18 protein-coding genes are annotated in these 23746 nt (G+C 68.6%); 11 read left to right on the forward strand and 7 right to left on the reverse strand.

The features are described 5' to 3' along the window. Window positions 1–3 precede the first annotated feature (3 nt). Window positions 4–1494, reverse strand: coding sequence for an FAD-dependent monooxygenase (locus tag U8D42_RS08525; protein ID WP_322860712.1), 1491 nt, complete (start codon window positions 1492–1494; stop codon window positions 4–6). 127 nt (window positions 1495–1621) lie between these two features. Continuing rightward, on the reverse strand, window positions 1622–5509 hold the full coding sequence (gene hrpA, locus U8D42_RS08530; RefSeq protein ID WP_322860713.1) for an ATP-dependent RNA helicase HrpA: 3888 nt from the start codon (window positions 5507–5509) through the stop codon (window positions 1622–1624). Window positions 5510–5562: 53 nt separating this feature from the next. On the opposite strand from hrpA, the gene U8D42_RS08535 reads away from it, so the two are divergent. Both U8D42_RS08535 and U8D42_RS08540 read left to right on the forward strand, forming a co-directional pair. After that, window positions 5563–6336, forward strand: a complete 774-nt coding sequence (locus tag U8D42_RS08535) for an enoyl-CoA hydratase/isomerase family protein (RefSeq protein ID WP_322860714.1) — start codon at window positions 5563–5565, stop codon at window positions 6334–6336. 115 nt (window positions 6337–6451) lie between these two features. Next, entirely contained in the window at window positions 6452–7117 is a 666-nt protein-coding gene (locus tag U8D42_RS08540; protein ID WP_322860715.1) for a cutinase family protein, read from the forward strand. Between the two features lie 4 nt (window positions 7118–7121). Here U8D42_RS08540 and U8D42_RS08545 read toward each other — a convergent pair whose 3' ends face one another. Together U8D42_RS08545 and U8D42_RS08550 are read right to left on the reverse strand one after the other, a co-directional pair. Next, on the reverse strand, window positions 7122–7796 hold the full coding sequence (locus U8D42_RS08545) for an IF2 family translation initiation factor (RefSeq protein WP_322860716.1): 675 nt from the start codon (window positions 7794–7796) through the stop codon (window positions 7122–7124). 26 nt (window positions 7797–7822) lie between these two features. Continuing rightward, complete coding sequence (locus U8D42_RS08550; RefSeq protein WP_322860717.1) at window positions 7823–8380, reverse strand: CsbD family protein; 558 nt, start codon at window positions 8378–8380, stop codon at window positions 7823–7825. A gap of 474 nt (window positions 8381–8854) precedes the next feature. Between U8D42_RS08550 and U8D42_RS08555 the strand changes: the two genes are divergently transcribed. Together U8D42_RS08555 and U8D42_RS08560 are read left to right on the forward strand one after the other, a co-directional pair. Further along, window positions 8855–9925 (forward strand): IS110 family transposase, encoded by a 1071-nt coding sequence (locus tag U8D42_RS08555; protein ID WP_192579510.1) that lies wholly within the window; start codon window positions 8855–8857, stop codon window positions 9923–9925. Between the two features lie 14 nt (window positions 9926–9939). Further along, complete coding sequence (locus U8D42_RS08560) at window positions 9940–10194, forward strand: hypothetical protein (protein ID WP_322861445.1); 255 nt, start codon at window positions 9940–9942, stop codon at window positions 10192–10194. A gap of 79 nt (window positions 10195–10273) precedes the next feature. Here the strand turns inward: U8D42_RS08560 and U8D42_RS08565 are convergent, their stop codons facing one another. Next, window positions 10274–11107 carry an MOSC domain-containing protein gene (locus U8D42_RS08565; protein ID WP_431523836.1) on the reverse strand — a complete coding sequence of 278 codons (834 nt, stop codon included), beginning with the start codon at window positions 11105–11107 and terminating at the stop codon, window positions 10274–10276. 741 nt (window positions 11108–11848) lie between these two features. Between U8D42_RS08565 and U8D42_RS08570 the strand changes: the two genes are divergently transcribed. From U8D42_RS08570 to U8D42_RS08585, 4 genes are all read left to right on the forward strand, one after another. Next, complete coding sequence (locus U8D42_RS08570) at window positions 11849–13264, forward strand: PPE family protein, SVP subgroup (RefSeq protein ID WP_322861447.1); 1416 nt, start codon at window positions 11849–11851, stop codon at window positions 13262–13264. A gap of 47 nt (window positions 13265–13311) precedes the next feature. Then, on the forward strand, window positions 13312–14700 hold the full coding sequence (locus U8D42_RS08575; protein WP_322861448.1) for a PPE family protein: 1389 nt from the start codon (window positions 13312–13314) through the stop codon (window positions 14698–14700). Window positions 14701–14778: 78 nt separating this feature from the next. Then, window positions 14779–15951, forward strand: a complete 1173-nt coding sequence (locus U8D42_RS08580) for a glycosyltransferase (protein WP_322861449.1) — start codon at window positions 14779–14781, stop codon at window positions 15949–15951. Between the two features lie 51 nt (window positions 15952–16002). After that, window positions 16003–17046, forward strand: coding sequence for a class I SAM-dependent methyltransferase (locus tag U8D42_RS08585; RefSeq protein ID WP_322861450.1), 1044 nt, complete (start codon window positions 16003–16005; stop codon window positions 17044–17046). A 14-nt stretch (window positions 17047–17060) separates the two neighbouring features. On the opposite strand, the gene U8D42_RS08590 is transcribed toward U8D42_RS08585, so the two are convergent. Both U8D42_RS08590 and U8D42_RS08595 read right to left on the reverse strand, forming a co-directional pair. Continuing rightward, on the reverse strand, window positions 17061–18566 hold the full coding sequence (locus tag U8D42_RS08590) for an FAD-dependent oxidoreductase (protein ID WP_322861451.1): 1506 nt from the start codon (window positions 18564–18566) through the stop codon (window positions 17061–17063). A 59-nt stretch (window positions 18567–18625) separates the two neighbouring features. After that, complete coding sequence (locus tag U8D42_RS08595; RefSeq protein ID WP_322861452.1) at window positions 18626–19444, reverse strand: hypothetical protein; 819 nt, start codon at window positions 19442–19444, stop codon at window positions 18626–18628. Between the two features lie 132 nt (window positions 19445–19576). Between U8D42_RS08595 and U8D42_RS08600 the strand changes: the two genes are divergently transcribed. From U8D42_RS08600 to katG, 3 genes are all read left to right on the forward strand, one after another. Next, on the forward strand, window positions 19577–20863 hold the full coding sequence (locus U8D42_RS08600; RefSeq protein WP_322861453.1) for a L,D-transpeptidase: 1287 nt from the start codon (window positions 19577–19579) through the stop codon (window positions 20861–20863). 153 nt (window positions 20864–21016) lie between these two features. Continuing rightward, a complete protein-coding gene (locus U8D42_RS08605) occupies window positions 21017–21421 on the forward strand; it encodes a Fur family transcriptional regulator (protein WP_420845642.1) in 405 nt (134 codons plus the stop codon). Window positions 21422–21455: 34 nt separating this feature from the next. Further along, entirely contained in the window at window positions 21456–23696 is a 2241-nt protein-coding gene (gene katG / locus U8D42_RS08610) for a catalase/peroxidase HPI (protein ID WP_322861454.1), read from the forward strand. Window positions 23697–23746: the final 50 nt, after the last annotated feature.

Consider the following 23746-nt stretch of genomic DNA (forward strand, 5'->3'; position numbering starts at 1 on the left):
AACCTAGGAGCCACGCGGGGCGCCGAACCAGGCGGTCAGCGCGTCGCCAAGCGGGGAACCGCTGCACCCTTCCACCCAGGCCACGTGTCCGTCGGGCCGAATCAGCACCGCGTCGACGGCGGCGACCGCGCCGACCACCGGAAGCTCCCAGGCGCCCGCATATTCCGCGTCGATCCGTCGGACCCGGTCCGCCCAGGGTGCGATGTCGAATCGGCCGGGTTCACCGAGGTTGAGCAACACGGGTCGGGCCCGGTGGAGCAGCGTGAACACGCGCAGCGGGCCGTCGTCGGTCATCAGGTCGAGATCGGGCATGCGGCGTCCGAGCAGCGGGTGCCCGTCGCCCAGGTCGTAGCGGACGTCCAGGCCGGACATCATGCCGGCGAACCGCGTGCGGGGTTCGTCCATCTCGAGGAGATCGGACATCGTGTCGCGCAAGGCCTTGGTGCGGTCGTCCGGGCGAAGAAGCGCCATCTGCGCGATCGCGTTGCGCAGCACCCGGGCGGCGACCGGGTGCCGCTCTGCGTGGTAGGTGTCGAGCAGGCTGTCGGGTGACGTCCCGTTGACCACCTGTCCCAGCTTCCATCCCAGATTGACCGCGTCCTGCAGGCCGGTATTGAGGCCCTGTCCGCCGATCGGGTGATGGACATGCGCGGCGTCACCGGCCACCAGGGTGCGTCCGGCGCGATAGGTTGCGGCCTGCCGCGCCATGTCGGTGAACCTGGAAAGCCAAGCGGGGCTGTGGATCCCGTAGTCGGTCCCATAGACGGCGGTGAGTGCCTCGCTCAGATCGCCTAGCGTGGGTTCGCCGGCGGGGCCCAGGCGCCGTTCGGTGACCATGACGCGCACCCGCCCGTCGTCGACCGCCGCCAGGGAATGAACGCCGATCGCGTCGTGGCGGATGCCCCACACCGGCGAATCCCCTGTCCCGGTATCCATTTCGACCTCGGCGAGCAGGTAGCTGGTGGTCGGCTCCCAGCCGGCAAACTCGATGCCGGCGGTCTTGCGGACCGCGCTGCGTCCGCCGTCGCAGCCCACCAGGTATTCCCCTCGCAGGGATCGGCCGTTGGACAACGCGATGTCCACGGCGCCGGCCTGTTGGGCGAGGCCCCTCACCTCGCATCCGCGGTAGAACCGCACCCCCAGCTCATGCACCCAGTCGGCGAGTATCCGTTCGATCTCGTTCTGCCACAGCGCGAGACCGTACGGATGCCGGGTGGGAAAGTCGCTGATGTCCAGCCGAATCTGGGAGAACCCGGCGACCTGGGCGACCCGGCCCCGGGCGAGGAACCGATCGGCGATCCCGCGCTGATCGAGGACCTCGATGGTGCGCGCATGCAGACCCCCGGCGCGGGCGCCGACGAGATTCTGGTCGGCGCGCCGCTCGACGATCGCCACATCGACCCCCGACAACGCCAGCTCACCGGCCAGCATCAGCCCCGTCGGGCCTCCCCCAACGACCAGCACCGCATGGTCGACGTTGCTGTGCGACGACATACCCCACCCCCGTCATGAGCGAAAACCGGCTTCGGCCAGCGATTGTGCGGCAGCACCCGGCCCTTGCCGCAAGCCCCCCAGTGCGCTATAGGTTGAGAGTGGGAGGGGAACAATCCGCCGAACGGTCCTACAGCGCGTCGATGGCGCGGTAGATCCGCTGCTCGCTCACCGGCCGCGGGGTGCCCAGCTGCTGCGCCCACAGACTGACGCGTAATTCCTCGATCTGCCGGGCAACGTCGCGCACGTCGTCTGCCGCCCGCCGCGCGGGCGGCAGCGCGCGCAGCATTTCGTCGTAGGCGCGCTGGACTGCGTGCACCCGCCCCATCCGCTCTCGATCCCCGTCGAGCCCGTGCGGCAGTCGCTCGAGGCGCCGGCGGATCGCGCCCAGGTAGCGGGTCAGATCGGCCAGGTGGGCGCGTCCGGTGGCGGTGACGAACCCCGGCGGTAGGAGTCGGTCCAGCTGGGCGCGGACGTCGGCGATGGCGTCGGTCTGCGGCGGTGGTGGCTGGCCGGGCAGGAGCAGTTGCACTTCCTGCGCGGCGGCCAACACCTGCTGCACGCGGGCCGCGATGTCGGCGGTCGCCGACACCAGATGGCCGCGGACCCGGTCGCGCAGCGTGTCGAACTCGTCGCGGGTCCACACCGGCCCGGGTATCAACGTGTCGGCTGCCGCGTCGGCGCAGTCCTCGAGCAACGCGGCCAGCGTGCCATCCGGGCTCGACCCCAGTATCAGCCGGGTACGTGGGCTCAGTTGCCGCTCAACGGCTTTGGCTGGTGACGCCACACTGAGCCGCACCAGTCGGCGCAGCCCCGGCCCCAGCAGGTGGTCGCGTTCCAACGATGTCGCGAACACCCGCAGGTCGACCGCGCCACCGGCGTCGACGAAACCCGGAAAGCCTCGTACGGCGCGTCCGTCGACCGTGCGCTCGACGACTCGCGGCAGCGCGTCGAGGTCGGCGGGCCAGCCGCGCAGGCCCGTCCGTTCCAGCCCGGCGGCGACCGCCCCGGCGACCGCGCGGCGGGCGGGCGCGGCCAGCCGTTGTTGCAGCGCGTCGAGGTTCTTGCCGCGTGCGATCTCGCTGCCGTCGGCGGACTCGACGGCGAAGGTCACCCGCAGATGCGCGGGCAGCTTGTCCAGGTCGAAGGCGTCTAAGGGCACCAGAACGCCGGTGCGGCGCCGCAATTCGCGCTGCAGCGCTTCCAACAGCGGCTCACCGGCCGGATCGATCCCGGCGAGCACGGCGCGCGCGGTGTCTGGTGCGGGAACGAAGTTGCGGCGCAAGTCTTTTGGCAGCGAGCGGATGAGGGCGGTCACCAGCTCCTCGCGCAGCGCCGGCACCTGCCAGGCGAACTCGTCTCCACCCAGCCGCGCGAGCACGTCGATCGGCACGTGCACCGTGACGCCGTCGTCGGCGGCGCCCGGTTCGAACCGGTAGGTCAGGGGCAGCGTGACATCGCCCGAATGCCAGGCGGTCGGCCGCTCGGTGTCGGCGGTGTCGCCGGTGCGCAACAGGTCGTCCCGAGTGAAGGTCAGGAGGTCGGGCGTGTTGCGGCGCTGCCCTTTCCACCAGGTGTCGAAGTGCCGCGCCGACACGACCTCGGCCGGGATGCGGGCGTCGTAGAGCCCGTAGACCTCGTCGTCGCCCACGAGCAGGTCGCGGCGGCGGGCCCGTTCCTCCAGCTCTTCGAGCTCGGCGCGCAGTCGCGCGTTGTCGCGGAAGAAGTGATGGCGTGTCTGCCAGTCGCCCTCGACCAGGGCGTGCCGGATGAACAGCTCCCGTGCCACCGCCGGCTCGATGCGCGCGTACCCGACGCGGCGGCGCGCAATCAGCGGCAGGCCGTACAGCGTCACCCGCTCGTAGGCCATCACCTCGCCGCGCTTGGGGTCCCAGTGCGGTTCGCTGTGGGACCGCTGTACGAGGTCGCCCGCGACGCGCTCCACGACCTCGGGCTGAATGCGCGCGGCGGTGCGCCCGTAGAGGCGGCTGGTTTCCACCAGTTCCGCCACGACCACCCACCGGGGCGGCCGTTTGGTGAGCGCCGAGCCCGGTGCCAGGACGAAGTGCGAGTTGCGCGCGCCGAGGTACTCGCGCCCGTCCTCGCGGCGCAAACCCACGTGCGAGAGCAACCCGGCCAGCAGCGCCGCGTGCACCCGGGCGGGTTCGGCCGGCTCATCGGACTCGACGATGCCGAGGTCGCGGGCGATGCTGCGCAATTGCCCGACCAAGTCCTGCCACTCCCGGATGCGCAGGTAATGCAGGAACTCATCCCGGCACATCCGCCGGAAGCCGTTGCCCGACAGGGTCTTACGCCGATCCCGTAGGTAGCTCCAGAGGTTCAGGTAGGACAGGAAGTCGGAATTCTCGTCGGCGAAGCGGGCATGCTTCTGCCGGGCCGCGTCCTCGCGGTCGGTGGGCCGCTCCCGCGGGTCGTGGATGGTCAGCGCCGCGGCCAGCACCAGCACCTCCGCCACACATCCCTCGGTCTGGGCCTGCAGAATCATCCGGCCCAGCCGGGGATCGACCGGCAGCCGTGCCAGGCGGCGGCCGAGTTCGGTGATGGCGCCGTGGGCGTCGAACGCGCCCAATTCCTGCAGCAGTTGCACGCCGTCGCGGATGCTGCGCCGGTCCGGCGGGTCGAGGAACGGAAAGCTCTCGACCTCGCCGAGTCCCAGCGCCGCCATCTGCAACAGCACCGCCGCGAGGTTGGTCCGCAGGATCTCGGGGTCGGTGTAGCGCGGACGGCCCGCGAAGTCCTCCTCGGAGTAAAGGCGGATGCACACGCCGGCCGCCACCCGGCCGCAGCGGCCCGCCCGCTGTGCGGCCGACGCCTGGGAGATCGGTTCGATCGGCAGCCGCTGCACCTTGAGGCGGCGGCTGTAGCGCGAGATGCGGGCGTTGCCCGGGTCGACGACGTAGCGGATGCCGGGCACGGTCAGCGACGTCTCGGCGACATTGGTCGCCAGCACGACACGGCGCCCGGTATGCGGCGCGAACACCTTCTGCTGCTCGGCGGTCGGCAGCCGGGCGTACAGCGGTAGCACCTCGGTGTGTTTCAGCCCGCCCAAAGCCTCAGCGGTGTCGCGGATTTCGCGCTCACCCGAGAGGAACACCAGGACATCGCCGGGCGGCTCGGCCTCGAGCTCACCGATCGCGTCGACGATCGCCTCTACCTCGTCACGGGTCTCGGTGCGCACGATCTCGTGGTCGGGGTCGTCGGGATCATCGTCGGGACCGCTGGGCACGGGCACTTCGAGCGGCCGGTACCGGATCTCCACCGGGTACGTGCGCCCGGACACCTCGACGACGGGCGCTCCGCCGAAGTGGTCGGCGAAGCGTCGGGGCTCGATGGTCGCCGAGGTGACGATCACTTTCAGGTCGGGGCGGCGTGGCAGCAGCTCGCGCAGGTAACCCAGCAGGAAATCGATGTTCAGGCTGCGCTCGTGCGCCTCGTCGAGGATCAGCGTGTCGTAGCGCAGCAGGCGGCGGTCGCGCTGGATCTCGGCCAGCAGGATGCCGTCGGTCATCAGCTTGACCAGGGTTCGGTCGCTGACTTGATCGGTGAACCGGACGGTGTAGCCGACCGTCTCGCCCAGGGGGCTGCCCAGTTCGTCGGCGATGCGCTGCGCGACCGTGCGGGCGGCCAGCCGCCGGGGCTGGGTGTGCCCGATGGTTCCGCGGACGCCCCGGCCGGCCTCCAGGCAGATCTTGGGCAGCTGCGTGGTCTTGCCCGAACCGGTCTCGCCGGCGACCACCACCACCTGGTTGGCCCGGACCGCGTCGGCGATCTCCTGGCGCCGCGCGCTGACGGGCAGGTCGGGATAGGTGACGTTGGGCACCGCGGCGTGCCGGGCGGCGACGAGCGCCTCGGCCCGGGCGATCTGCTCGGCGACGTGCCGGAGTTTGTTGGGATCGGCGTCGCGCACCTTCTTCAGGAGCCTGCCCAGGCGCGCGGCGTCGCGGGTGGTCAGACCGTCAAGGCGGGAGCGCAGTTCCGCGCGGGACAGTTCGGCCATTTCGGCCAGGATAAGCGTGCGGTGGGCACGTGCCGCCGCCCTAGGGTTGGCTCATGAGCCTCGTCACCTATGAGCTGGACGACCACGTTGCCACCATCACCCTGAACCGCCCCGAGGCTCGCAACGCCATCAACGGGCAGCTCCGTGAGGACCTCAACGCGGCCTGGGAGCGGTTCCGCGACGACCTGGACGCCTGGGTGGCGATCCTCACCGCCAACGGCAGCGTCTACTGCGCCGGCGGCGACCTCAAGGACGGCGAGGGCTCCGTCGGTACCTTCGGCGGAACGTTCTGGGAGAAGCCGACCATCAACTCCTTCGAAAGCGGGATGGAGCTGTTCAAGCCGACCATCGCCGCCGTGCACGGGCCCTGCATCGGCTACGGGCTGACGGGGGTGTTGTTCTGCGACTTCGTCATCGCCAGCACAGAGGCCAGCTTCTGCTTCCCCGAGGTGTCACTCGGCGTCCCGACCATCGTCGGGGCCATCCGGTTGCCCCGGCGAGTCGGCTGGGCCAACGCCATGGAGCTGCTGTTGACCGGCAAGCCGATGAGCGCGGAGCGCGCCAAGGAGATCGGCCTGGTCTGGCGGCTCGTCGAACCCGATCAGCTGCAGGCCGAGGCCAAGGCGTGGGCCCGCACCCTCACCGACGCCGCCCCGCTGGCCCAGCGGGCGACCAAGGAGGTGGCGTGGCGGACGGCGGACATGGGCTGGGTGGAGTCGGTTCGCTTCGGCGAGACCATGCGCAAGGTTGCCGGGGCGACCGAGGACGTGGCCGAGGGACTTCGGGCCTGGGCCGAGAAGCGCAAACCCCAGTGGCGCGGACGCTAGCGGCGTCAGAGCGTTCGCGTTGCGCCGCAACGTGACTCAGCTGTCGGCGCTCGCCTCCAGGGGTAAGCCTGCACCGCCGGGGCCGGCGCGGCCGGTGATGTGACAGGATTTCGGCATGACTGCACGGAGAGTTGCTCGCATTATTGGTATCCCGGTGGTGGCCACCTGGGCGGGGCTCAGCGCCCCCATCACGCTTCCCGTCGCCGTTGCCGATCCGTGCTCCGACGTCTCGGTGGTGTTCGCCCGCGGCACCCACCAGGAGCCTGGCCTGGGCAACATCGGCCAGGCATTCGTGGACTCGCTCACGTCGCAGCTCGGCGGAAAGTCCGTCGATGTCTACGCGGTCAACTACCCCGCCAACGACGACTACCACAACAGCGCGAACGCCGGCTCCACCGACGCGAGCACCCATATCCAGGACACCGTGGCCAGCTGCCCGAACTCGAGGATCGTCCTCGGCGGATACTCGCAAGGCTCGACGGTGATCGATTTGGCCACCAACGCGATGCCGGCCTCGGTCGCCGATCACGTCGCCGCCGTCGCCCTTTTCGGCGAGCCGAGCAGTGGGTTCTCGACCATGCTGTGGGGCGGGCAGCCGCTGCCCACGATCAACCCCGCTTACGGATCGAAAACCATCAGCCTGTGCGCCCCCGACGACCCGATCTGCTCCGCAGGCGGCAACATCATGGCCCACGTGTCCTACATCGACGACGGGATGACCGCTCAGGCCGCCACCTTCGCGGCCAACAAGGTCAACCAGGGTCCCGCGCCGCGCGTCTGACCCGTCAGCCGTTCTCCCGCTCCTCTTGCCGCTGCTGCCTCTCGGCGGCGGCAAGGTGCGCGACCCGGTCCGCTTCGGACCGCTTGTCGGCGGCGTCGCCCAGTTTGTCCTCGGCCTCGTCGATTTTGACTGCTGCGGCCTTGGATGCGGCCTGCTCGGCGGCGTGAGTCCTGGTCTCGACCTGGCGCTTGGCCGATTCGACGGTCCGCTTCTGCCGGTCGGCCGCCTCGTCGGCGTGCCGCTTCGCCGCGGCGCTCTGCTGCTGAGCCGACTGTGCCGCCTCCCGTTTGCGCTGCTCGGCGGAGTCACGCGCCTCTTTGATCTCGTGCTGCGTGGCCGCCTGCGCTTCCTCGCGCTCCTCGATCGCCCGGTCGCGGGCGTCCTTCAGCCTGGCGTCGGCGCGTTCCTTGCGGGCCGCGGCCTTGGCGTCCAGCCGCGCGGCGCGACCCAGCGCGTCGCTGCGTTCGATCAGTGCCGTGCCGCGCTCGACGAGTCGCGGGTCGTCGAGCGCATTGCCGACCGTGCTGTCCAGCATGCCCAGTGAGCGCTCGAAGAGCAGCCGCGCAGGCGCCTCGCCGGGGATGCGGGTGACGACCCGGTCCTCGATGAGCTGCAACGGGACCCGGGCGAGTTGGTAGTGAAACCGCAGGACTGCGAACGGGAGTTCGGAAATCTTCATCAACTTCTCCTGTATGTGGTCCGCCGTCAGGGCAGGTCGGCTTCGTTGGTCACGTTCTGAGCTTCGCGTCGAAGGCGGTCGGCCTCCGACTCTTCGTTGCGGGCCACCTGCACCGATGTCTGGTGCTCGGCGACGGCGTCGACGATTTCTTCGGAAGCGTCACGGATTTCGGCTCGCTCGTTGGCCTTGGCCCGTTGCACTTCGCGCTGTGCGTCCAGCTCGGCCTGCGTCTTCGCTGCGGTCTCCCGCTGCCGCGCGGCCTGCTCGGCGGCGCGCTTCTGGGCCGCTTCCCGAGCTTCGATCGACTCCTCGGTGGAAACGGCCTGGGCATTCGCCGCGATGCGCTGTCGGGCGCCTTCCACCCGGGCTTCGGCCGCGTCGTTCCGCGCCTGCTTGGCCTGGGCCTCGGCGACGGCCTCCATCGCGTTTGCTTCCTTGCGCTCGTGCGCCTGCGTCTGCTCGAGCTGCCCCTCGGCGGTCAGCGATTCGTTGCCGGTGACCGCCCCGAAGACCTCTTTGGCTTTGCCTTTCACCGAGTCGATCAGGCCCCTGCGGGCTTCGTCGGCTTTGTTCTGTTCGCTCATTCGGCAGTCTCCTTGCTGCGCTAGCCAAGCGCCGAGTTCGTTCGTTGGTGTCACGCTCAGTGGTTCCACCGACGCCGCGGATCAAACACGCGTGTGATCTGCGTCACGCGCTTGCGGAGCGCGCCTGATGCCGGTTTGCTGGCGAATTCCCAAGCGCTGCAACGATAATCGGGATCGGTGTCCGGGTGGAGGGTCGGTCGCCCCGGTCGTCGTCGGCATGACGCCGGTTGAAAATCGGCGACAGGGATCGATCGGCTACCGTCGACGTCAGTGTCAGGGTGAGGTGCCGCTTGTTGCGGTGGTTGGATCCTGATCACCTGATGTTTGGCTCGTACCGTCGGTGCCGCCTTCGGGTTGGCGTGCATACGTTTTGTCGGCATCAGGTGTGAAGGACCGGCCGGCGTGACTTGATAGGAGCGTGGCATCCGCCCCCACTGAGGTTTGTCCGCCGACCGGCCCAACCGTCACCTCACAGTGAAGGAGGCAACCACCATGGTTGTTGTTGGAGCCGATGTACACAAGCGCACCCACACGTTTGTCGCGGTCGACGAGGTCGGGCGCAAGATCGGCGAGAAGGTCGTCAAAGCCGTGACCGCGGGCCATGGCGAGGCGGTGATGTGGGCTCGGGAGCGCTTCGGCGCCGATGTGGTGTGGGCGATCGAGGATTGCCGGCATCTGTCGGCCCGGTTGGAGCGTGACCTGATGGGCTTTGGTCAGTCGGTGGTGCGGGTGCCGCCGAAGCTGATGGCCCAAACTCGGGCTAGCGCGCGTACGCGGGGCAAGTCTGACCCGATCGATGCGCTTGCCGTTGCGCGGGGATTCTTGCGTGAACCCGATCTGCCGGTCGCCTCGCATGACGAGGTGTCACGTGAGTTGAAGTTATTAGTGGATCGCCGGGAAGTCCTTGTGGCGCAACGCACGGCGACGATTAACCGGTTGTTGTGGCGGGTGCACGAACTTGATCCCGAACGCGCCCCGAAGTCGCGTTCGTTGGATCTGGCCAAGCACCGCCGCATCCTGGGTGACTGGCTAGACACCGTGCCCGGGTTGGTAGCCGAGTTGGCTCGTGACGAGCTGGCTGATATCAGCCGGCTCACCGAAACGATCAACGCCTTGGCCAAGCGGATCGGACAGCGAGTTCGCCACGTCGCCCCGGTGCTGCTTTCTCTTCCGGGCTGCGGGGAGCTGACCGCGGCCAAACTAGTCGGCGAGACCGCCGGCGTGACCCGGTTTAAAAGCGCGGCTGCCTTCGCACGTCATGCCGGAGTGGCGCCTGTCCCGGTGTGGTCGGGAAACACTGCCGGCCGGGTCCGGATGACCCGATCGGGCAACCGCCAACTCAACGCCGCCCTGCACCGGATCGCCGTCACCCAGATCCGCCTCGACGGCCTCGGACAGGCCTACTACCGCAAGCGGCTCACCGAGCGTGATTCCACCGCTGAAGCTTTACGTTGCCTCAAACACCGCATTAGCCGCGTCGTCTTTCATCACCTGCGAACCGACGAACAAAACCGTCAACAGCCTTGCCACCCGGCAGCGGCTTGACATAGGAGAAACGTATGTCCGAAGTCTCCGGTAACGACCGAATCGACGACGTCAGCCCAGGCGACATCATCGCCGTCGACCGCGGCTCTGGTGAACGGCCTTACAAAGTGGTGTTCAAAGACCCCACCGACAGGGGCTACCTCCTGACGTTCCAGGACGACGACGGGGAGACCTTCCAGCTCGAGCTGGCCGCCGGCACCACGGTCAGGCGGTCGCTGGCCTCGAAGTGGGAGTCCGCGCAAAGCCCCACGCCGCACGCGGAAGCCTAGGTAAGCGCGTCCGCAGCGACGTCGATGCGGCCCTCGATCGCGACCAGCACGGCGCCTTAGCCTGGGCGCCTGAGCTCGCCTACCCGCCGATGGTGACGCGGTCGCCGACGCGGATGACGCCCTCGGACGCCACCGCGAGATACGCGCCTGCGCACGGCTGAGCGCCATGACCGCCGGTGTCCCAACGGTTCTCGGCCGCCGGTATGCGGAGCGCCTGCGGAGCCCGTGGCAGTGGGCCGTGTTCGAGCGTCGGCACGACGCATCGTGAGGTCGCCGTCAGGACGCGCAGGCGTACCTCACCGACGGCGATTTCCGTTCCGACCCAGCCGTTTTCGGCGTAGGGCGGATAGTCCGGTGGGGTCGCGATGACGATGTTGGGTCGGTATCGCAGCGCTTCGACACCGATGTGCGCGAGCGTGGCCGTGGTGATCGCGTGCAGTGGGGCCTCATCGGTGAATGCGTCGCCCGGGGTGGCCTGGGCGATCTCCAAAATGCGGCCGCTGACCTCGGCGTCCAAACCCAGTTCCAGCAGCTGCTCCGGATCCGGGCGCACCAGCGTGGCGCCTGCCGGGCGCTGGGCGATGAGTCGGACCGGTCTTCCCAACAGGCCCGAGAGCAGTTCGTCGATGCCAGGATCGTCCACCGCCACGCTGGTCCCGTCGGGCAGACCGATCCTCACCCGTCCGGCTTCTCGGTTGGCGGTGCACTTCAGCAGGCCCCGCCACAGCCTGGCGTTCTTGGCGCTCGCCACGTGCCCGGTGGCGGTGTCCACCAGCGCGAGTCGCCGGTCCCCCTCGGCGCCGTGCTCGTCGACGAAGATGCTCGACACGGTTTCGCCGAGCATCGACTTCACCGGGTAGCGGAGCAGGCTTTCCACCCGCATGTCCACCGTGGCGAGGCCTGAAGTCGCCATCGAATCCTTCATCGCCACCCTCACTCGGCGAGACCGCCAGAACCATCCCGCTCAGAGTATGCGGGACGGGCACGGAAACCGGTGGTCACTGGGGAGGCGATCAACCGTCGGCCACGCGGTCGGCGCTGATCTGATGGCCCAGGCGACGACGCCGGAGTCGTCCTCGCCGCCAGGTGAAACCGAGATTGCGCATTCTCGCGACGAATGCTTGGTCGGTGGCGCCGACCATCGCCATCGCAGTGCTTGCGGCCGGAACGGCGGCTCGCCCGCTCGCGCAGTAGCCAGCAATCTGACGCTGGCCGCACGCCCAGGGGCCGGGGAAACAGGCGACTAGTGACACGACTTCCTCGCTACCGTCCTTTGGTTTAGCATTGCGACCCTTGGGAATCGACGTCGGATCACCAGACGCTGCCCGGGGCTGCATAATGGGCTAGGGAGGGGGTTAGGGCTTTGCGCTGGTGGGCAGCGTATTTGCGCCGATCATCCCTGAACTGCTGGGCCGTCCGCTGTATCGCGTAAGAGGCGCCGCAGCGCTCTCGGCGGCGATTCTCCGGGCGGCAAACTGGGTCGTTTCAGCAACGGGAAGGGACTGGTTGTCCGGTGCATGCAGCAAATGTGCTAAGCCCGTTTCTGGTGCTTCCCGACGCCGGCTGTGAGATCCGAAGTGCCATGCTCACATGCGTCCGCCGGGGTGCGTCCACCGCCCTGGCTTTTCGGCTCAACTTCAGTTAAGGGACCGACATGGATTTCGCGATCTTCCCCCCTGAGGTCAACTCCGGCCGGATGTATATCGGCGCCGGATCGGAATCGATGGTGGCCGCGGCCGAAGCCTGGGAGGCACTGGCGTCTGAGCTCCACACGACGGCCAACGCCTATCAGTCGGTGATATCAGGTCTAACCGCCGGCCCGTGGCTGGGTCCGTCGTCGGCGTCGATGGCGGCCGCGGCCGCGGCCTACGTCAGTTGGCTCAACAGCGCCGCGGCGGGGGCTGAGGAAGCCGCCATCCAGTCCAGGGCCGCGGTCGCCGCTTATGAGGAAGCGTTTGCATCAACTGTGCCGCCACAACTGGTCGCAGCCAACCGCAGCCTGCTCGCGCGACTAGTGGCGGCTGATCTCTTCGGGCAGTACACCTCCGCGATCGCGGCCACCGAGGCGCAATACGCCGAAATGTGGGCCCAAGACACCGCGGCGATGTACCGGTACGCGGCTGCATCGGCGGCCGCGACGACGCTGACACCGTTCGCCTCCCCGCGCCAGAACACCGATCCGACAGGGTCGGTCAAGCAAGCGGCCGCGGCCGGCCAAGCCGCCGGCACCTCGGTCGGCAATGTGCAAAACGACGTTTCGTCGGCCCAGCAAACGTTTTCCGCGGTACCCCGCGCGTTGCAGAGCTTCGCAATCGCGGCGCCGCTGGATCCTCCAACCACAAGTTCGCTGACGACCTTGAGCAACCTCATCACGATCTTCGTCGACCTGCCGGCCAGCCTGGTGGGCACCTTCGTCGGCGTCCCGCTGGGTGTCCTTGGCCTCGTGGCGCTGCCCTTCGACATCGGCGGCTACGGCACTGGTCTCCACACCGACGACATCGTCAGTGGCTGGAACGGGGAGCAGCCTTGGCCGGGCACCGGGCCGGCGCCCGTCAAAGAGTTCCCCGCGCCCCTGCTGAATCTGCCGCCGGGCACGGTGCCGCCGCCCAGGGTCTCGGCCGGTGTGGGCCAGGCCAACACGGTCGGGACGTTGTCGGTGCCGGCGACGTGGACCATAGCCACGCCGATGGTGCGTCCCGTTTCCTACGCGCTGCCCGCCTTGCCCGCAGCCACCGCCGGCGCGGTCGAGGAGGTGGGGTCGGGTACGACGTTCGGCCAGATGGCATTGGCGGGTCTGGCCGGGCGAGCCATAGCAGGCACCCTGGGCACCGGCGCGGGCAAGGATGGCGGCAAATCGCCCGGGGGCGAGCAACTGCGGGCTGCCGCGGGTGAGGCCAACGCCGCGCAAGCCCCGGCGGCGGACGGTGAAGCGGGAGCGCCGGAGTCCACGCCTCGGACGGTGGTCACCGGAGTCGCGGCCGAGCTACGAGAATTCGCCAAGCTTCGTGACGAGGGAATCCTGACCGAGGAAGAGTACACCGAGCAAAAGAACCGGCTGCTCGGTCGCTGAATCGCGGTCTGGCGAAATCGCGATTGTCCGAAGGGGAATGTGCCGCAATGGATTTCGGGATGTATCCGCCGGAGATCAACTCCGGTCGGATGTATGCTGGTCCGGGCGCGGCGCCATTGTCGGTGGCGGCTCAGGCATGGGCGCAGCTGGCCGACGCGCTGTACACGACGGCCAGCGCGTACGAGTCGGTGGTAACGGGGCTGACCAACGGAGCATGGCTGGGCCCCGCGTCGGTGTCGATGACGGCCGCGGCCACGCCCTATGTCGAATGGCTGAGCAGCACCGCGGCGCGGGTGGAGGAGACTGCTGCCCAAGCCACAGCCGCGGTCGCCGCGTACGAGGCGGCGTTCGCGGCCACCGTGCCACCCCCGGTCATCGCGGCAAATCGCAGCCTGTTGGCGGCATTGGCGGCGACCAACTTCTTCGGGCAGAACACTCCGGCGATCGCGGCCACCGAGGCGCAGTACGCCGAGATGTGGGCACAGGATGCCACGGCGATGTACACCTACGCCGGTTCGTCGGCAGCCGCGACTGTGCTGACACCGTTGACCTCACCGCGGCGCAACACCACCCTCGGTGGGCAGGCCGGTCAGGCAACCGCGGTCAGCCAGGCGGCCGGCGCGCCCGCCGGCGATGCCCAAGGGATCGCGTCCGGTGTCGCGCAGGCGTCTTCGGTGGCGCCTCAGGCGTTGCCCAGCCTCCCGATCGCGGCACCGGCGGCCACGACGCCGATCCCGCTGAATACGTTGAGTGACCTGCTCACAGTTTTTGTCACCGGCCCGTCCAGCCTGGTCACCCTCGGTGTCCTCACCCCGCTGGACATCTTGTCCGGGCCGATTGACCTTCCCTTCGCCCTCGCCGGCACCCTCGTGGGTTTCCACACCGATGACATCGTCAGCGGGTGGAATGGGGAAGAGGTTTGGCCGGGAACCGGGCCGGCGCCCGTTCGGGATTTCCCGGCGACTCTGACGAACCTCACCCCGGGCTCCGTGCCGACGGTGACGGGCGGCCTGGCCCAGGCGAAGGCGGTCGGGGCATTGTCTGTGCCGCAGGCATGGACCACCTCCGCGCCGGAGGTGCGCCCCGTCGCGCTGGCGTCGCCGATGACCGGATTCGACTCCGCCGCGGCGGCGCCCATGGAAGTCGGCTCGAGCGCCGCATTCGGCGACGTGGGATCAGCGGCCATGACCGGGCGCGCCATGGCCGGGCCGCCGAGCGGCCGCGGGGGTAGCAGCAGCAGGGTGGCCGGTCAGCGCGTGGTTGCTCGCTTCGGCAGCGCGGCGCCCGACGGTGAGGCGGAACATGCGCACGTCACGCCGCGGATTGTGGTCACCGGAGTCGCGGCCAAGATTCGCGAGATAACCAAGCTCCGCGATGCGGGACGGCTGACCGTCGAGGAATACGAGAAGCTGAGGAAGCAGCTGCTCGGGCACTAACGCAGTGGCCCGTGGGCCGGCTCGCAGCAGCCCAGGGACCTGTAGCATGACCGCGACTGATGACTAGTGAGGTCGTTGATGAAGATTGTGCTGGCAAGCTACGGGAGCCGGGGCGACGTCGAGCCCTGTGCCGCCGTCGGTCGCGAGCTGCTCCGCCGGGGCCACGACGTGCGCCTGGCGGTTCCGCCCGACAGTCTCCGGTTCGTCGAGGCGGCGGGTGTCGCCGCGGTCGCTTACGGGCCGGACACCCGGCAACAGATCACCGAAGCGACGAATTTCGTTCAACGTGTTCAGGATCCGATCAGCGCGCTACCCGAACTCCTGGAGCGCGTCGGCAAGGTGTGGGCAGAGAAGAGCACGACGCTGGCGTCTTTGGCGGAGGATGCCGACTTGCTGGTGGCCGGCATCAACGAGCAGCGGCTGGCAGCCCACGTCGCGGAGCGTTACGGCCTGCCGTTCGCCGCGCTGCACTTCTTCCCCGCAGGGGCGCTGGAACTCGGGGGGCTTCAGGAGCACGTGACGAAGGTGGCCGAAAGCGCGCAGCGCGAGGCGCTGGGTTTGTCCGCAGCTGCCGGATCGTCGACCAGGGACGTGCTGGAAATCCAGGCCTACGAGGAGCTCTGCGTCCCCGGGTTGGCGAACGAATGGGCGAAGTCCGGTCGCCGGCGGCCGTTCGTGGGAGCGCTGACCTTGGACATGCCGACCGAGATCGACGACGAGGTGTTGTCGTGGATCGCCGAGGGGGCGCCGCCCGTCTACTTCGGCTTCGGCAGCACGCCGGTGACATCGCCCGAGGAGACGGTCGCGGTGATCAGCGGGGCCTGCGAGCAGTTGGGCCAACGAGCGCTGATTTGCAGCGGCTCAAACGATTTCAGCCACCTCACCCAGGCCGCCCACACCAAAATTGTGGATGCGGTCAACCACGCGGCCGTCTTCCCCGCATGCCGCGCGGTCGTGCACCACGGGGGCGCCGGTACCACCGCCGCGAGTATGCGGGCCGGAGTGCCCATGTTGGTGCTCTGGCTCTGGCTCGATCAGCCGATCTGGGCATCCGCCGTCAGCCAGTTGCAGGTGGGCATCGCCAGGCCTTTTTCTGAGTCAACCTACGATTCCCTCGTCGCGGATCTGCGGTCCCTGTTCGCTGGGGACTATGCGACGCGGGCCCGCGAGGTTGCCGCCGCGATGACCAAGCCGTCCGAAAGCGTCGCCAAAGCCGCCGACCTCTTGGAAGACGCCGCCCGCGCGGGCTGATCGGTGCGACGTTCAGTGGTGCAATGCGGCCGGGTCGTGTAGAAGGTTCTGGTGCAGGATCCGCCTTCTGAGCCGTTCGATCCGGCGATGCTCCACGAAGCGGTGGTCAGGCGGTTGTATCGCCGGTCGATGGCCGAGGGGCAGATCAGGGTCCCGGCAGTGCCCGCCTTGATCGACGAGTACGTCCAGTTGTGCGGCAACCTATGCGCCACGCTCGGGGTTTGGTACACGCCCGAACAGTCGTCTCAGTTCAGGGCCGCCCTGCAAGCAGAGCTCGCGAAGGGCTTCAAGGCCTCGCCCCGGTCGGACCTCGTCATCTCGTTCAACTCCCCCTTCGGAACCGGCGTGAATTTCCGAGTCAAGGCCGAATGGCGGACCCTCGACGCCGATTACGACGAATGGGTGGCCGTCCGTCCGCCGCCGCTGTTCGGCACCGAGCCCGATGCCCGCGTGTTGGCGCTGGCCGCCGAGGCGCCTGATCCGATGACCTACCGCGTGCTGGACGTCGGCGCGGGCACCGGGCGCAACGCTTTGGCCCTCGCCCGACTCGGCCACCCGGTGGATGCGGTCGAGATGGCGTCGAAGCTGGCCGATGTCATGCGTTCGGAGGCGGATCGCGAATCGCTGGCCGTGCAAGTGATTCAGAGCGACGTCTTCACCGCCATGGAAAGCGTCCACGAGGAATATCAGCTGATGGTGCTCTCCGAGGTGGTGCCCGACTTCCGGACGACCCACGAATTGCGGGGCATGTTCGAACTCGCCGCCGACTGCCTCGCTCCTGGCGGACGTCTGGTGTTCAACGCCTTCTTGCCCCGCGACGGATACGTCCCGGACGACGCTGCGATTGAGCTCGGGCAGCAGTGCAACACCATGATCTACACCCACGACCAGATGGCGAGCGCCGCGGTCGGCCTGCCCTTCGAGCTGATCGCCGACGACTCCGCCTACGAATACGAGAAAGCCCACCTTCCCGAGGGCGCCTGGCCGCCCACGGGTTGGTTCGAGGGATGGGCCCACGGGCTCGATGTGTTCGACGTCGAGCGCGAGCACTCGCCGATCGAGTTGCGCTGGCTCGTCTACCAAAAGGCGGGCTGAGCCCTCCTCTTGGCTCAGGCGGTCAGGTCGCGGGTCGCCGGCCCCTCCAGCAGGGTGCCGTCCGGCGCGAACCGCGACCCGTGCAGTGGGCATTCCCACGCCTGATCGGCGTCGTTCCAGTTCACGATTCCACCGAGGTGAGGGCACACCGGGGAAACGACATGCTCGGTGCCGTCGACGCGGCAGCGCGCCTCCAGATGCCACGGCGGCCCGCTGACCACGCCGCCCTCGTCCGCGCCGGGGCTTCGACGGCCGGCGCGCAGCAGCGGGGTGATCCAGCCCTTGGCCAGATCGAAGCCCACCTCGAGGTTGGCCTGCAAGGCCGTCGGCAGGCCCGACAGCTCGTGGGGGCTCCAGCTGGCGAACGCCCGGGCCCAGTCCATTCGGCCCCCGAGGATCCGGCTGGACAGGGCCAAGGCCGCTGCGGCGCCGTTCGTCATTCCCCATTTGTTGAATCCCGTTGCCACGAAGATGGTTTGGGTGTTGGGCAGGATGGGCCCGACATAGGGCAACTGATCGATGGGCGTGTAATCCTGCGCCGACCAGAAATGCGTCTGCTCGGCACCCGGATAGTGCGCGCGGGCCCACGACGCCAGCTCCTCGAGCGCCTTCGAAGGGCTCTTCTTGCGACCCACCGTGTGGCCGGCCCCGCCCACAATCAGCCGCTCCCCGTCCGCGGTGGGCGCGTAACGCACCGAACGCGTCGGCGAATCGGTGGAGATCATCATCGGCCGGGTGATCTCGCCCGGCACCTTGAACGCCAAGCAGTACGAGCGGCTGGGCTTCACGCGCGCGAAGTATCCACCGCGATCCAGGATCGGGATGCCGGTCGCGAGAACGAGCTGGCCGGCTTCGAGCGCCACGTCGCGCCGGGCCGCGTCGTTGGCGTGCACCGTCACCCGGTCCCCACGGGTGGACACCCGCCGGACCCGCGTGTGCTCGACCAGCCGTCCACCGCGGCCGAGCAGCTCCGTGGCCAGCGCGTCCAGGAACGGCACGGGATCGAACTGCGCCTGCTCGGGCAGCCGCACACCACCGTGATACGGGAACGGGACCCCGGCGTCGTCGTCCCAGACCGCCGGCAGCCCGACCGCCTGGCACGCTTTCAGCTCCAGGCGGGCGGACGGCACTCCCTTGGCCGACTGGGCGTAGCTGTAGGCGTCCTCGCGCTGCACCGCGATGTCATGCGACCGGCAGTAATCGACCACCCAGTCCTGGCCTTCGCGGTTGCCCTCCACATACGCGCGGGCCAGTTCCCTGCCATGCCTGGCCAGGATCTTCGACAGATGGGTGCCCTGTAGCAGGCTGATCTTCGCGGTGGTGTTTCCCGTCGCGCAGGCCCCCACCGTGCGCGCTTCGAGCACCAGCACATCCTTGCCCGCGCGGGCCAGCAGCACCGCGGTCATCAGCCCGGTGATGCCGGCGCCGACGACGATGACATCCGCGGAACGGGGGCCCTTGTCAAGGTCGCTTGCGGCCCAAGGCTGTTCGGCTCGACTGTCCAACCATAAAGACGTCACGGGTGGGCTAATACCCTCACGGGGGCCGGGGAAACACCGCCGCGGGCCGGTCGCCGCCGTCACGCCCGCTTCAGCTGTGCTTTCGCCTCTTTCACCGATTCCGCCGCGGCACGGCTGGCGTCCTTGGCCCGCTCGTAGCTCTCTTCGGCGCGTTCGAGGTCGCACTCGGCCGTTCGCAGCGCCGTAACGGCCTGATCGCGTCGCTGCCGGGACGTGTCCCGCTCGGCCCGACGCTGCGACAGCCTGGCGTCGGCGTCGGCCTTTTCGCGCTCGGCGGCGGTCACGGCTGCCGTCAGCTCGTCGAGCCGCCGCTGCTTGGCCGCGTCGCGCGCGGGTCGCTTGGCAGGTCGCGGCCGCGCAGGCGTCGGTCGCTCCGCCTGCCCCGCTGCCGCGGTCGTCCTCACCGGCGCCGCCGCGCCGAAATCGCCGAAACCCGACCACTGCTCGGGGCGGGCCAGCCGGCCGAGCCGCTCCCTCACCTCGGGTTCGGCGATCGCCGCTTGCAGTGTGCTGGTGATGTCGTCGCGCACGGCGGATGACGGGTTGCTGACGTCAGCCGCTTGCAGTGCCGCCCGCGTGAGTTCGTCGATGAGCTGGTGCTGCTTCGCGGACAAGTCGCGGATACGTGCGCCGTCCATCGCGGCGTGCGCGGCGCGCAGCTGATCGCCCAGGTCCGCCAGGCGTTGTGCGGAGTCGGTGTGCCGCAGGGCGAGTCGGTTGACGACCCACGCCGCCGTGGTCGGTTTGTTGGCCGCGGCGATCCGCTTTGCGGCGGCGTCGTCCCGGCGTCGCTTGGCCGCGGCCGTCAATCTGGTGCGCTCGGCGATGAAGTCCTTCGGCGCCGCCCAATAGAGACTGTCGAGTTCGTCGTCGGCCATGACGCCATGATCCCCGCGCCCGCGGGCGCCGGTTTAAAAATCGGACGACCGTGGCACCTGATGGACAACATCGTCCCGCTGGGTAGTGGCTTGGTCCCGGCAACCAACAGAACGCAAGGATCCGACAGCTCAATGATGTCCACGAACAGTGATCGGCCCGCCCGCCGGATCCTCGGCGATCGCCGGCCCCGCCGGTTGCTGATCGCCGCGCTGGTGCTTGCGGTCGTGGTGGCCGCAGTCGTGATTGCGGCATCGCTGGGTTGCTTCGGCGGCGGCTGCGGTCATCGCAGCGCGTCGCCGAAAACCGCAGGACCGGCGCAAGTCACCATCACGCCCGGCCCGGACGCGCGCGACGTCGATCCGGTCGCGCACGTGATGGTCAAGGCCGACTCGGGGACGCTCACCGACGTCCGGATGGTCAACGAGAACGGCAAGCAAGTGCAGGGCGTGATGACGCCGGACAACACCGTGTGGAAGCCCACGGTCCCGCTGGGCTACGGCCGCACCTACACGCTGACGGTCACCAGTCGCGGCCCCAACGGCATTGCTTCGCAACAGGTTTCGTCCTTTTCGACGCTCAAACCGTCGAACCAGACCAAGGTCTCGTTCACCACCACGTCGGAGGCCGCGCTCAAGGACGGCGGGACATACGGTGTCGGGACGGTGGTCGTGGCCCACTTCGACGAGCAGATCGGCGACCGGGCCGCCGCCGAGCGGCAACTGGCCGTGACCACCGACCCCAAGGTGCAGGGCTCGTGGTTCTGGGTCGACAACCAAACCGCCCACTGGCGGCCGGAGCACTACTACGCCCCCGGCACGACCGTCACCGCCGAGGCCAAGATCTACGGAATCGGCCTGGGCAACGGCCTATTCGGGCAGGACGACACCAAAGTGTCGTTCCGGATCGGCGACGCGCATGTGTCCATCGCCGACGATGCCACCAAACAAGTCAGCGTCTTCAACAACGGCACGTTGATGCGCACGATGCCCACCTCGATGGGGATGGGCGGCACCGAAAACGTCGGCGGTAAGAGCATTTCGCTGTGGACGCCGCCGGGCATCTATACCGTCCTCGACAAGGGCAACCCCGTCGTCATGGACTCCTCGACGTTCGGCCTGCCCAAGAACTCGCGCCTGGGCTATCGCGAAACCATCAACTACGCCACCCGGATCAGCACCGACGGCATCTACCTGCACGAGCTCGACGCCACGGTGTGGGCGCAGGGGCATCGGGACACCTCGCACGGATGCCTGAACCTCAACGCCGACAACGCGAAGTGGTTCTACGACTTCTCGGTGCCCGGGGATGTGGTCGAGGTTCGCAACAGCGGTGGCCCGCCGTTGACGCTGGCGCAGAACGGCGACTGGACGCTCAGCTGGGACGACTGGCGCAAAGGCAGCGCCCTGAAGCCGACCTGAAGCTAACTTGACGCCAACCTGACGCCGATGTGACGCAGCCCATTCGTCACCTGCATTTGTGGTCTGCTTCACAATAAACTCTTGACTCGTTCCAATTAAGTGCGTCATATTGGTGCGGTGGCACCGACCGCCGATTACGCGGAACGACTGCGGATGGCCGATCTGCGGGTGACCCGTCCCAGGGTCGCCGTGCTGGAGGCGGTGGACGCCCACCCGCACGCCGACACCGAGACCATCTTCTCGGCGGTGCGCGTCGGCCTGCCCGACGTCTCCCGCCAGGCCGTCTATGACGTCCTCAACGCGTTGAGCACGGTGGGTCTGGTCCGCCGGATCCAGCCCTCCGGGTCGGTCGCCCGTTACGAGTCGCGAGTCGGCGACAACCACCACCATGTGGTGTGCCGGTCCTGCGGCGTGATCGCCGACATCGACTGCGCGGTCGGTGCCGCTCCCTGCCTCACCCCGTCCGACGAGAACGAAGTTCTCGACGGTTTCGTCCTGGACGAGGCCGAGGTCATCTACTGGGGCGTGTGCCCCGACTGTTCGACCGCAGATGCCTAGCTCGCAGCCCAATCACCCCTAAGAAAGGAATGCTGTGTCCAGCGATACCTCCCAGAGTCGGCCGCCCCACGACGACACCAAGACGGCCAGCACCAGCGAGAGCGAAAACCCCGCAATCCCCTCCCCCAAGCCGAAATCGAACGCGCCCCTGACCAACCGGGACTGGTGGCCCGACCAGATCGACACATCGATGCTGCAGCCGCACAACCCGCAGTCCAACCCGCTCGGCGAGGACTTCGACTACGCCGCGGAGTTCGCCAAGCTCGACGTCGACGCGCTCAAGGCCGACATGATGTCGCTGATGACCAACTCCCAGGACTGGTGGCCCGCCGACTACGGCACCTACGGCGGCCTGTTCATCCGGATGAGCTGGCACGCCGCGGGGACCTACCGCATTCACGACGGCCGCGGCGGCGGCGGCCAGGGCATGCAGCGCTTCGCCCCGATCAACAGCTGGCCGGACAACGTCAGCCTGGACAAGGCGCGTCGACTGCTGTGGCCGCTCAAGAAGAAGTACGGCAGCAAGATCTCCTGGGCGGACCTGATCATCTTCGCCGGCAACTGCGCCCTGGAGTCCTTCGGGTTCAAGACCTTCGGCTTTGCCTTCGGCCGTGAGGACGTCTGGGAGCCCGAAGAGATCCTCTGGGGCGAGGAGGACGAGTGGCTGGGCACCGACAAGCGCTACTCCGGTAAGCGCGACCTGGCCGAGCCCTACGGCGCCACCACCATGGGCCTGATCTACGTCAATCCCGAAGGCCCCGAGGGCAAACCGGATCCCATCGCCGCCGCGATCGACATCCGCGAGACGTTCGCCCGCATGGCGATGAACGACGAGGAGACCGCCGCGCTCATCGTCGGCGGCCACAGCTTCGGCAAGACCCACGGCGCCGGCAGCGGCGATCTCGTCGGCCCCGAGCCGGAGGCCGCCCCGATCGAACAGCAGGGGCTGGGTTGGAAGAGCTCCTACGGCACCGGCGTGGGCAAGGACGCCATCACCAGCGGCCTGGAGGTGGTCTGGACGCCCACCCCGACGAAGTGGGACAACACCTTCCTCGAGACCCTGTACGGCTACGAGTGGGAGCTCACCAAGAGCCCCGGCGATGCCTGGCAGTTCGTCGCCAAGGACGGCGCCGGCGCGGGCACCATCCCCGACCCGTTCGGCGGGCCGGGCCGCGCCCCGACGATGCTGGTCACCGACATCTCGATGCGTGAGTCGCCGATCTATCGCGACATCACCCGGCGTTGGCTGGACCACCCCGGAGAGCTGACCGAGGCGTTCGCCAAGGCCTGGTTCAAGCTGCTGCACCGCGACATGGGGCCGGTCAGCCGCTACCTCGGCCCGTGGATCCCCGAGCCGCAGCTCTGGCAGGACCCGGTTCCGCCGGTCGACCACGCGCTGGTCGACGAAAGCGACGTCGCGGCGCTGAAGAGCAAGGTGCTCGCGTCCGGGCTGTCGGTTCCTCAGCTGGTCAAGACCGCCTGGTCCGCGGCGGGCAGCTACCGCAACACCGACAAGCGCGGTGGCGCCAACGGCGGACGGCTGCGCCTCGAGCCGCAACGGAACTGGGAGTGCAACGAGCCCTCCGAGCTCGACAAGGTGTTGCCCGTGCTGGAAAAGATCCAGCAGGACTTCAACGGCTCTGCATCGGGCGGCAAGAAGATCTCACTGGCCGACCTCATCGTGCTGGCGGGGTCCGCGGCGGTCGAGAAGGCGGCCAAGGACGCCGGCTACGAGATCTCGGTGCACTTCGCTCCCGGGCGCACCGACGCTTCCCAGGAGAACACCGATGTGGAGTCCTTCGCGGTGCTCGAACCGCGGGCCGACGGCTTCCGCAACTACACCCGGCCCGGCGAGAAGGCTCCGCTGGAGCACCTGTTGATGGAGCGGGCGTACCTGCTCGGTGTGACCGCCCCGGAGGCGACGGTGCTCATCGGCGGCCTGCGTGCCCTCGGCGCCAATCACGGTGGCTCCAAGCACGGGGTGTTCACCGACCGGCCCGGCGCGTTGACCAACGACTTCTTCGTCAACCTGCTCGACATGGACAACGCGTGGAAGGCGTCGAAGTCGGCGGAGAACGTCTACGAGGTCGTCGACCGGGCCTCGGGCACGGTCAAGTGGACCGCGACCGCGAATGACCTTGTCTTCGGGTCGAACTCGGTGCTGCGCGGGCTGTCCGAGGTCTACGCCCAGGACGACAACCAGGGCAAGTTCGTGGAGGACTTCGTCGCGGCGTGGGTCAAGGTGATGAACAACGACCGGTTCGATCTCAAGTAACGCCGGATGCCGGGCGGCGCCCCGTGGGCCATCGGCTCGCGGGGCGCCGT

It is taken from the genome of Mycobacterium europaeum (assembly GCF_034555895.2).
Classification (GTDB): domain Bacteria; phylum Actinomycetota; class Actinomycetes; order Mycobacteriales; family Mycobacteriaceae; genus Mycobacterium; species Mycobacterium europaeum.

Bases quoted from the DNA above. Each gene is read 5' to 3' on its own strand.
- U8D42_RS08525 (WP_322860712.1), bottom strand. From the start codon at position 1,494: ATGTCGTCGCACAGCAACGTCGACCATGCGGTGCTGGTCGTTGGGGGA.
- hrpA (WP_322860713.1), bottom strand. From the start codon at position 5,509: ATGGCCGAACTGTCCCGCGCGGAACTGCGCTCCCGCCTTGACGGTCTG.
- U8D42_RS08535 (WP_322860714.1), top strand. From the start codon at position 5,563: ATGAGCCTCGTCACCTATGAGCTGGACGACCACGTTGCCACCATCACC.
- U8D42_RS08540 (WP_322860715.1), top strand. From the start codon at position 6,452: ATGACTGCACGGAGAGTTGCTCGCATTATTGGTATCCCGGTGGTGGCC.
- U8D42_RS08545 (WP_322860716.1), bottom strand. From the start codon at position 7,796: ATGAAGATTTCCGAACTCCCGTTCGCAGTCCTGCGGTTTCACTACCAA.
- U8D42_RS08550 (WP_322860717.1), bottom strand. From the start codon at position 8,380: ATGAGCGAACAGAACAAAGCCGACGAAGCCCGCAGGGGCCTGATCGAC.
- U8D42_RS08560 (WP_322861445.1), top strand. From the start codon at position 9,940: ATGTCCGAAGTCTCCGGTAACGACCGAATCGACGACGTCAGCCCAGGC.
- U8D42_RS08565 (WP_431523836.1), bottom strand. From the start codon at position 11,107: ATGGCGACTTCAGGCCTCGCCACGGTGGACATGCGGGTGGAAAGCCTG.
- U8D42_RS08570 (WP_322861447.1), top strand. From the start codon at position 11,849: ATGGATTTCGCGATCTTCCCCCCTGAGGTCAACTCCGGCCGGATGTAT.
- U8D42_RS08575 (WP_322861448.1), top strand. From the start codon at position 13,312: ATGGATTTCGGGATGTATCCGCCGGAGATCAACTCCGGTCGGATGTAT.
- U8D42_RS08580 (WP_322861449.1), top strand. From the start codon at position 14,779: ATGAAGATTGTGCTGGCAAGCTACGGGAGCCGGGGCGACGTCGAGCCC.
- U8D42_RS08595 (WP_322861452.1), bottom strand. From the start codon at position 19,444: ATGGCCGACGACGAACTCGACAGTCTCTATTGGGCGGCGCCGAAGGAC.
- U8D42_RS08600 (WP_322861453.1), top strand. From the start codon at position 19,577: ATGATGTCCACGAACAGTGATCGGCCCGCCCGCCGGATCCTCGGCGAT.
- U8D42_RS08605 (WP_420845642.1), top strand. From the start codon at position 21,017: ATGGCCGATCTGCGGGTGACCCGTCCCAGGGTCGCCGTGCTGGAGGCG.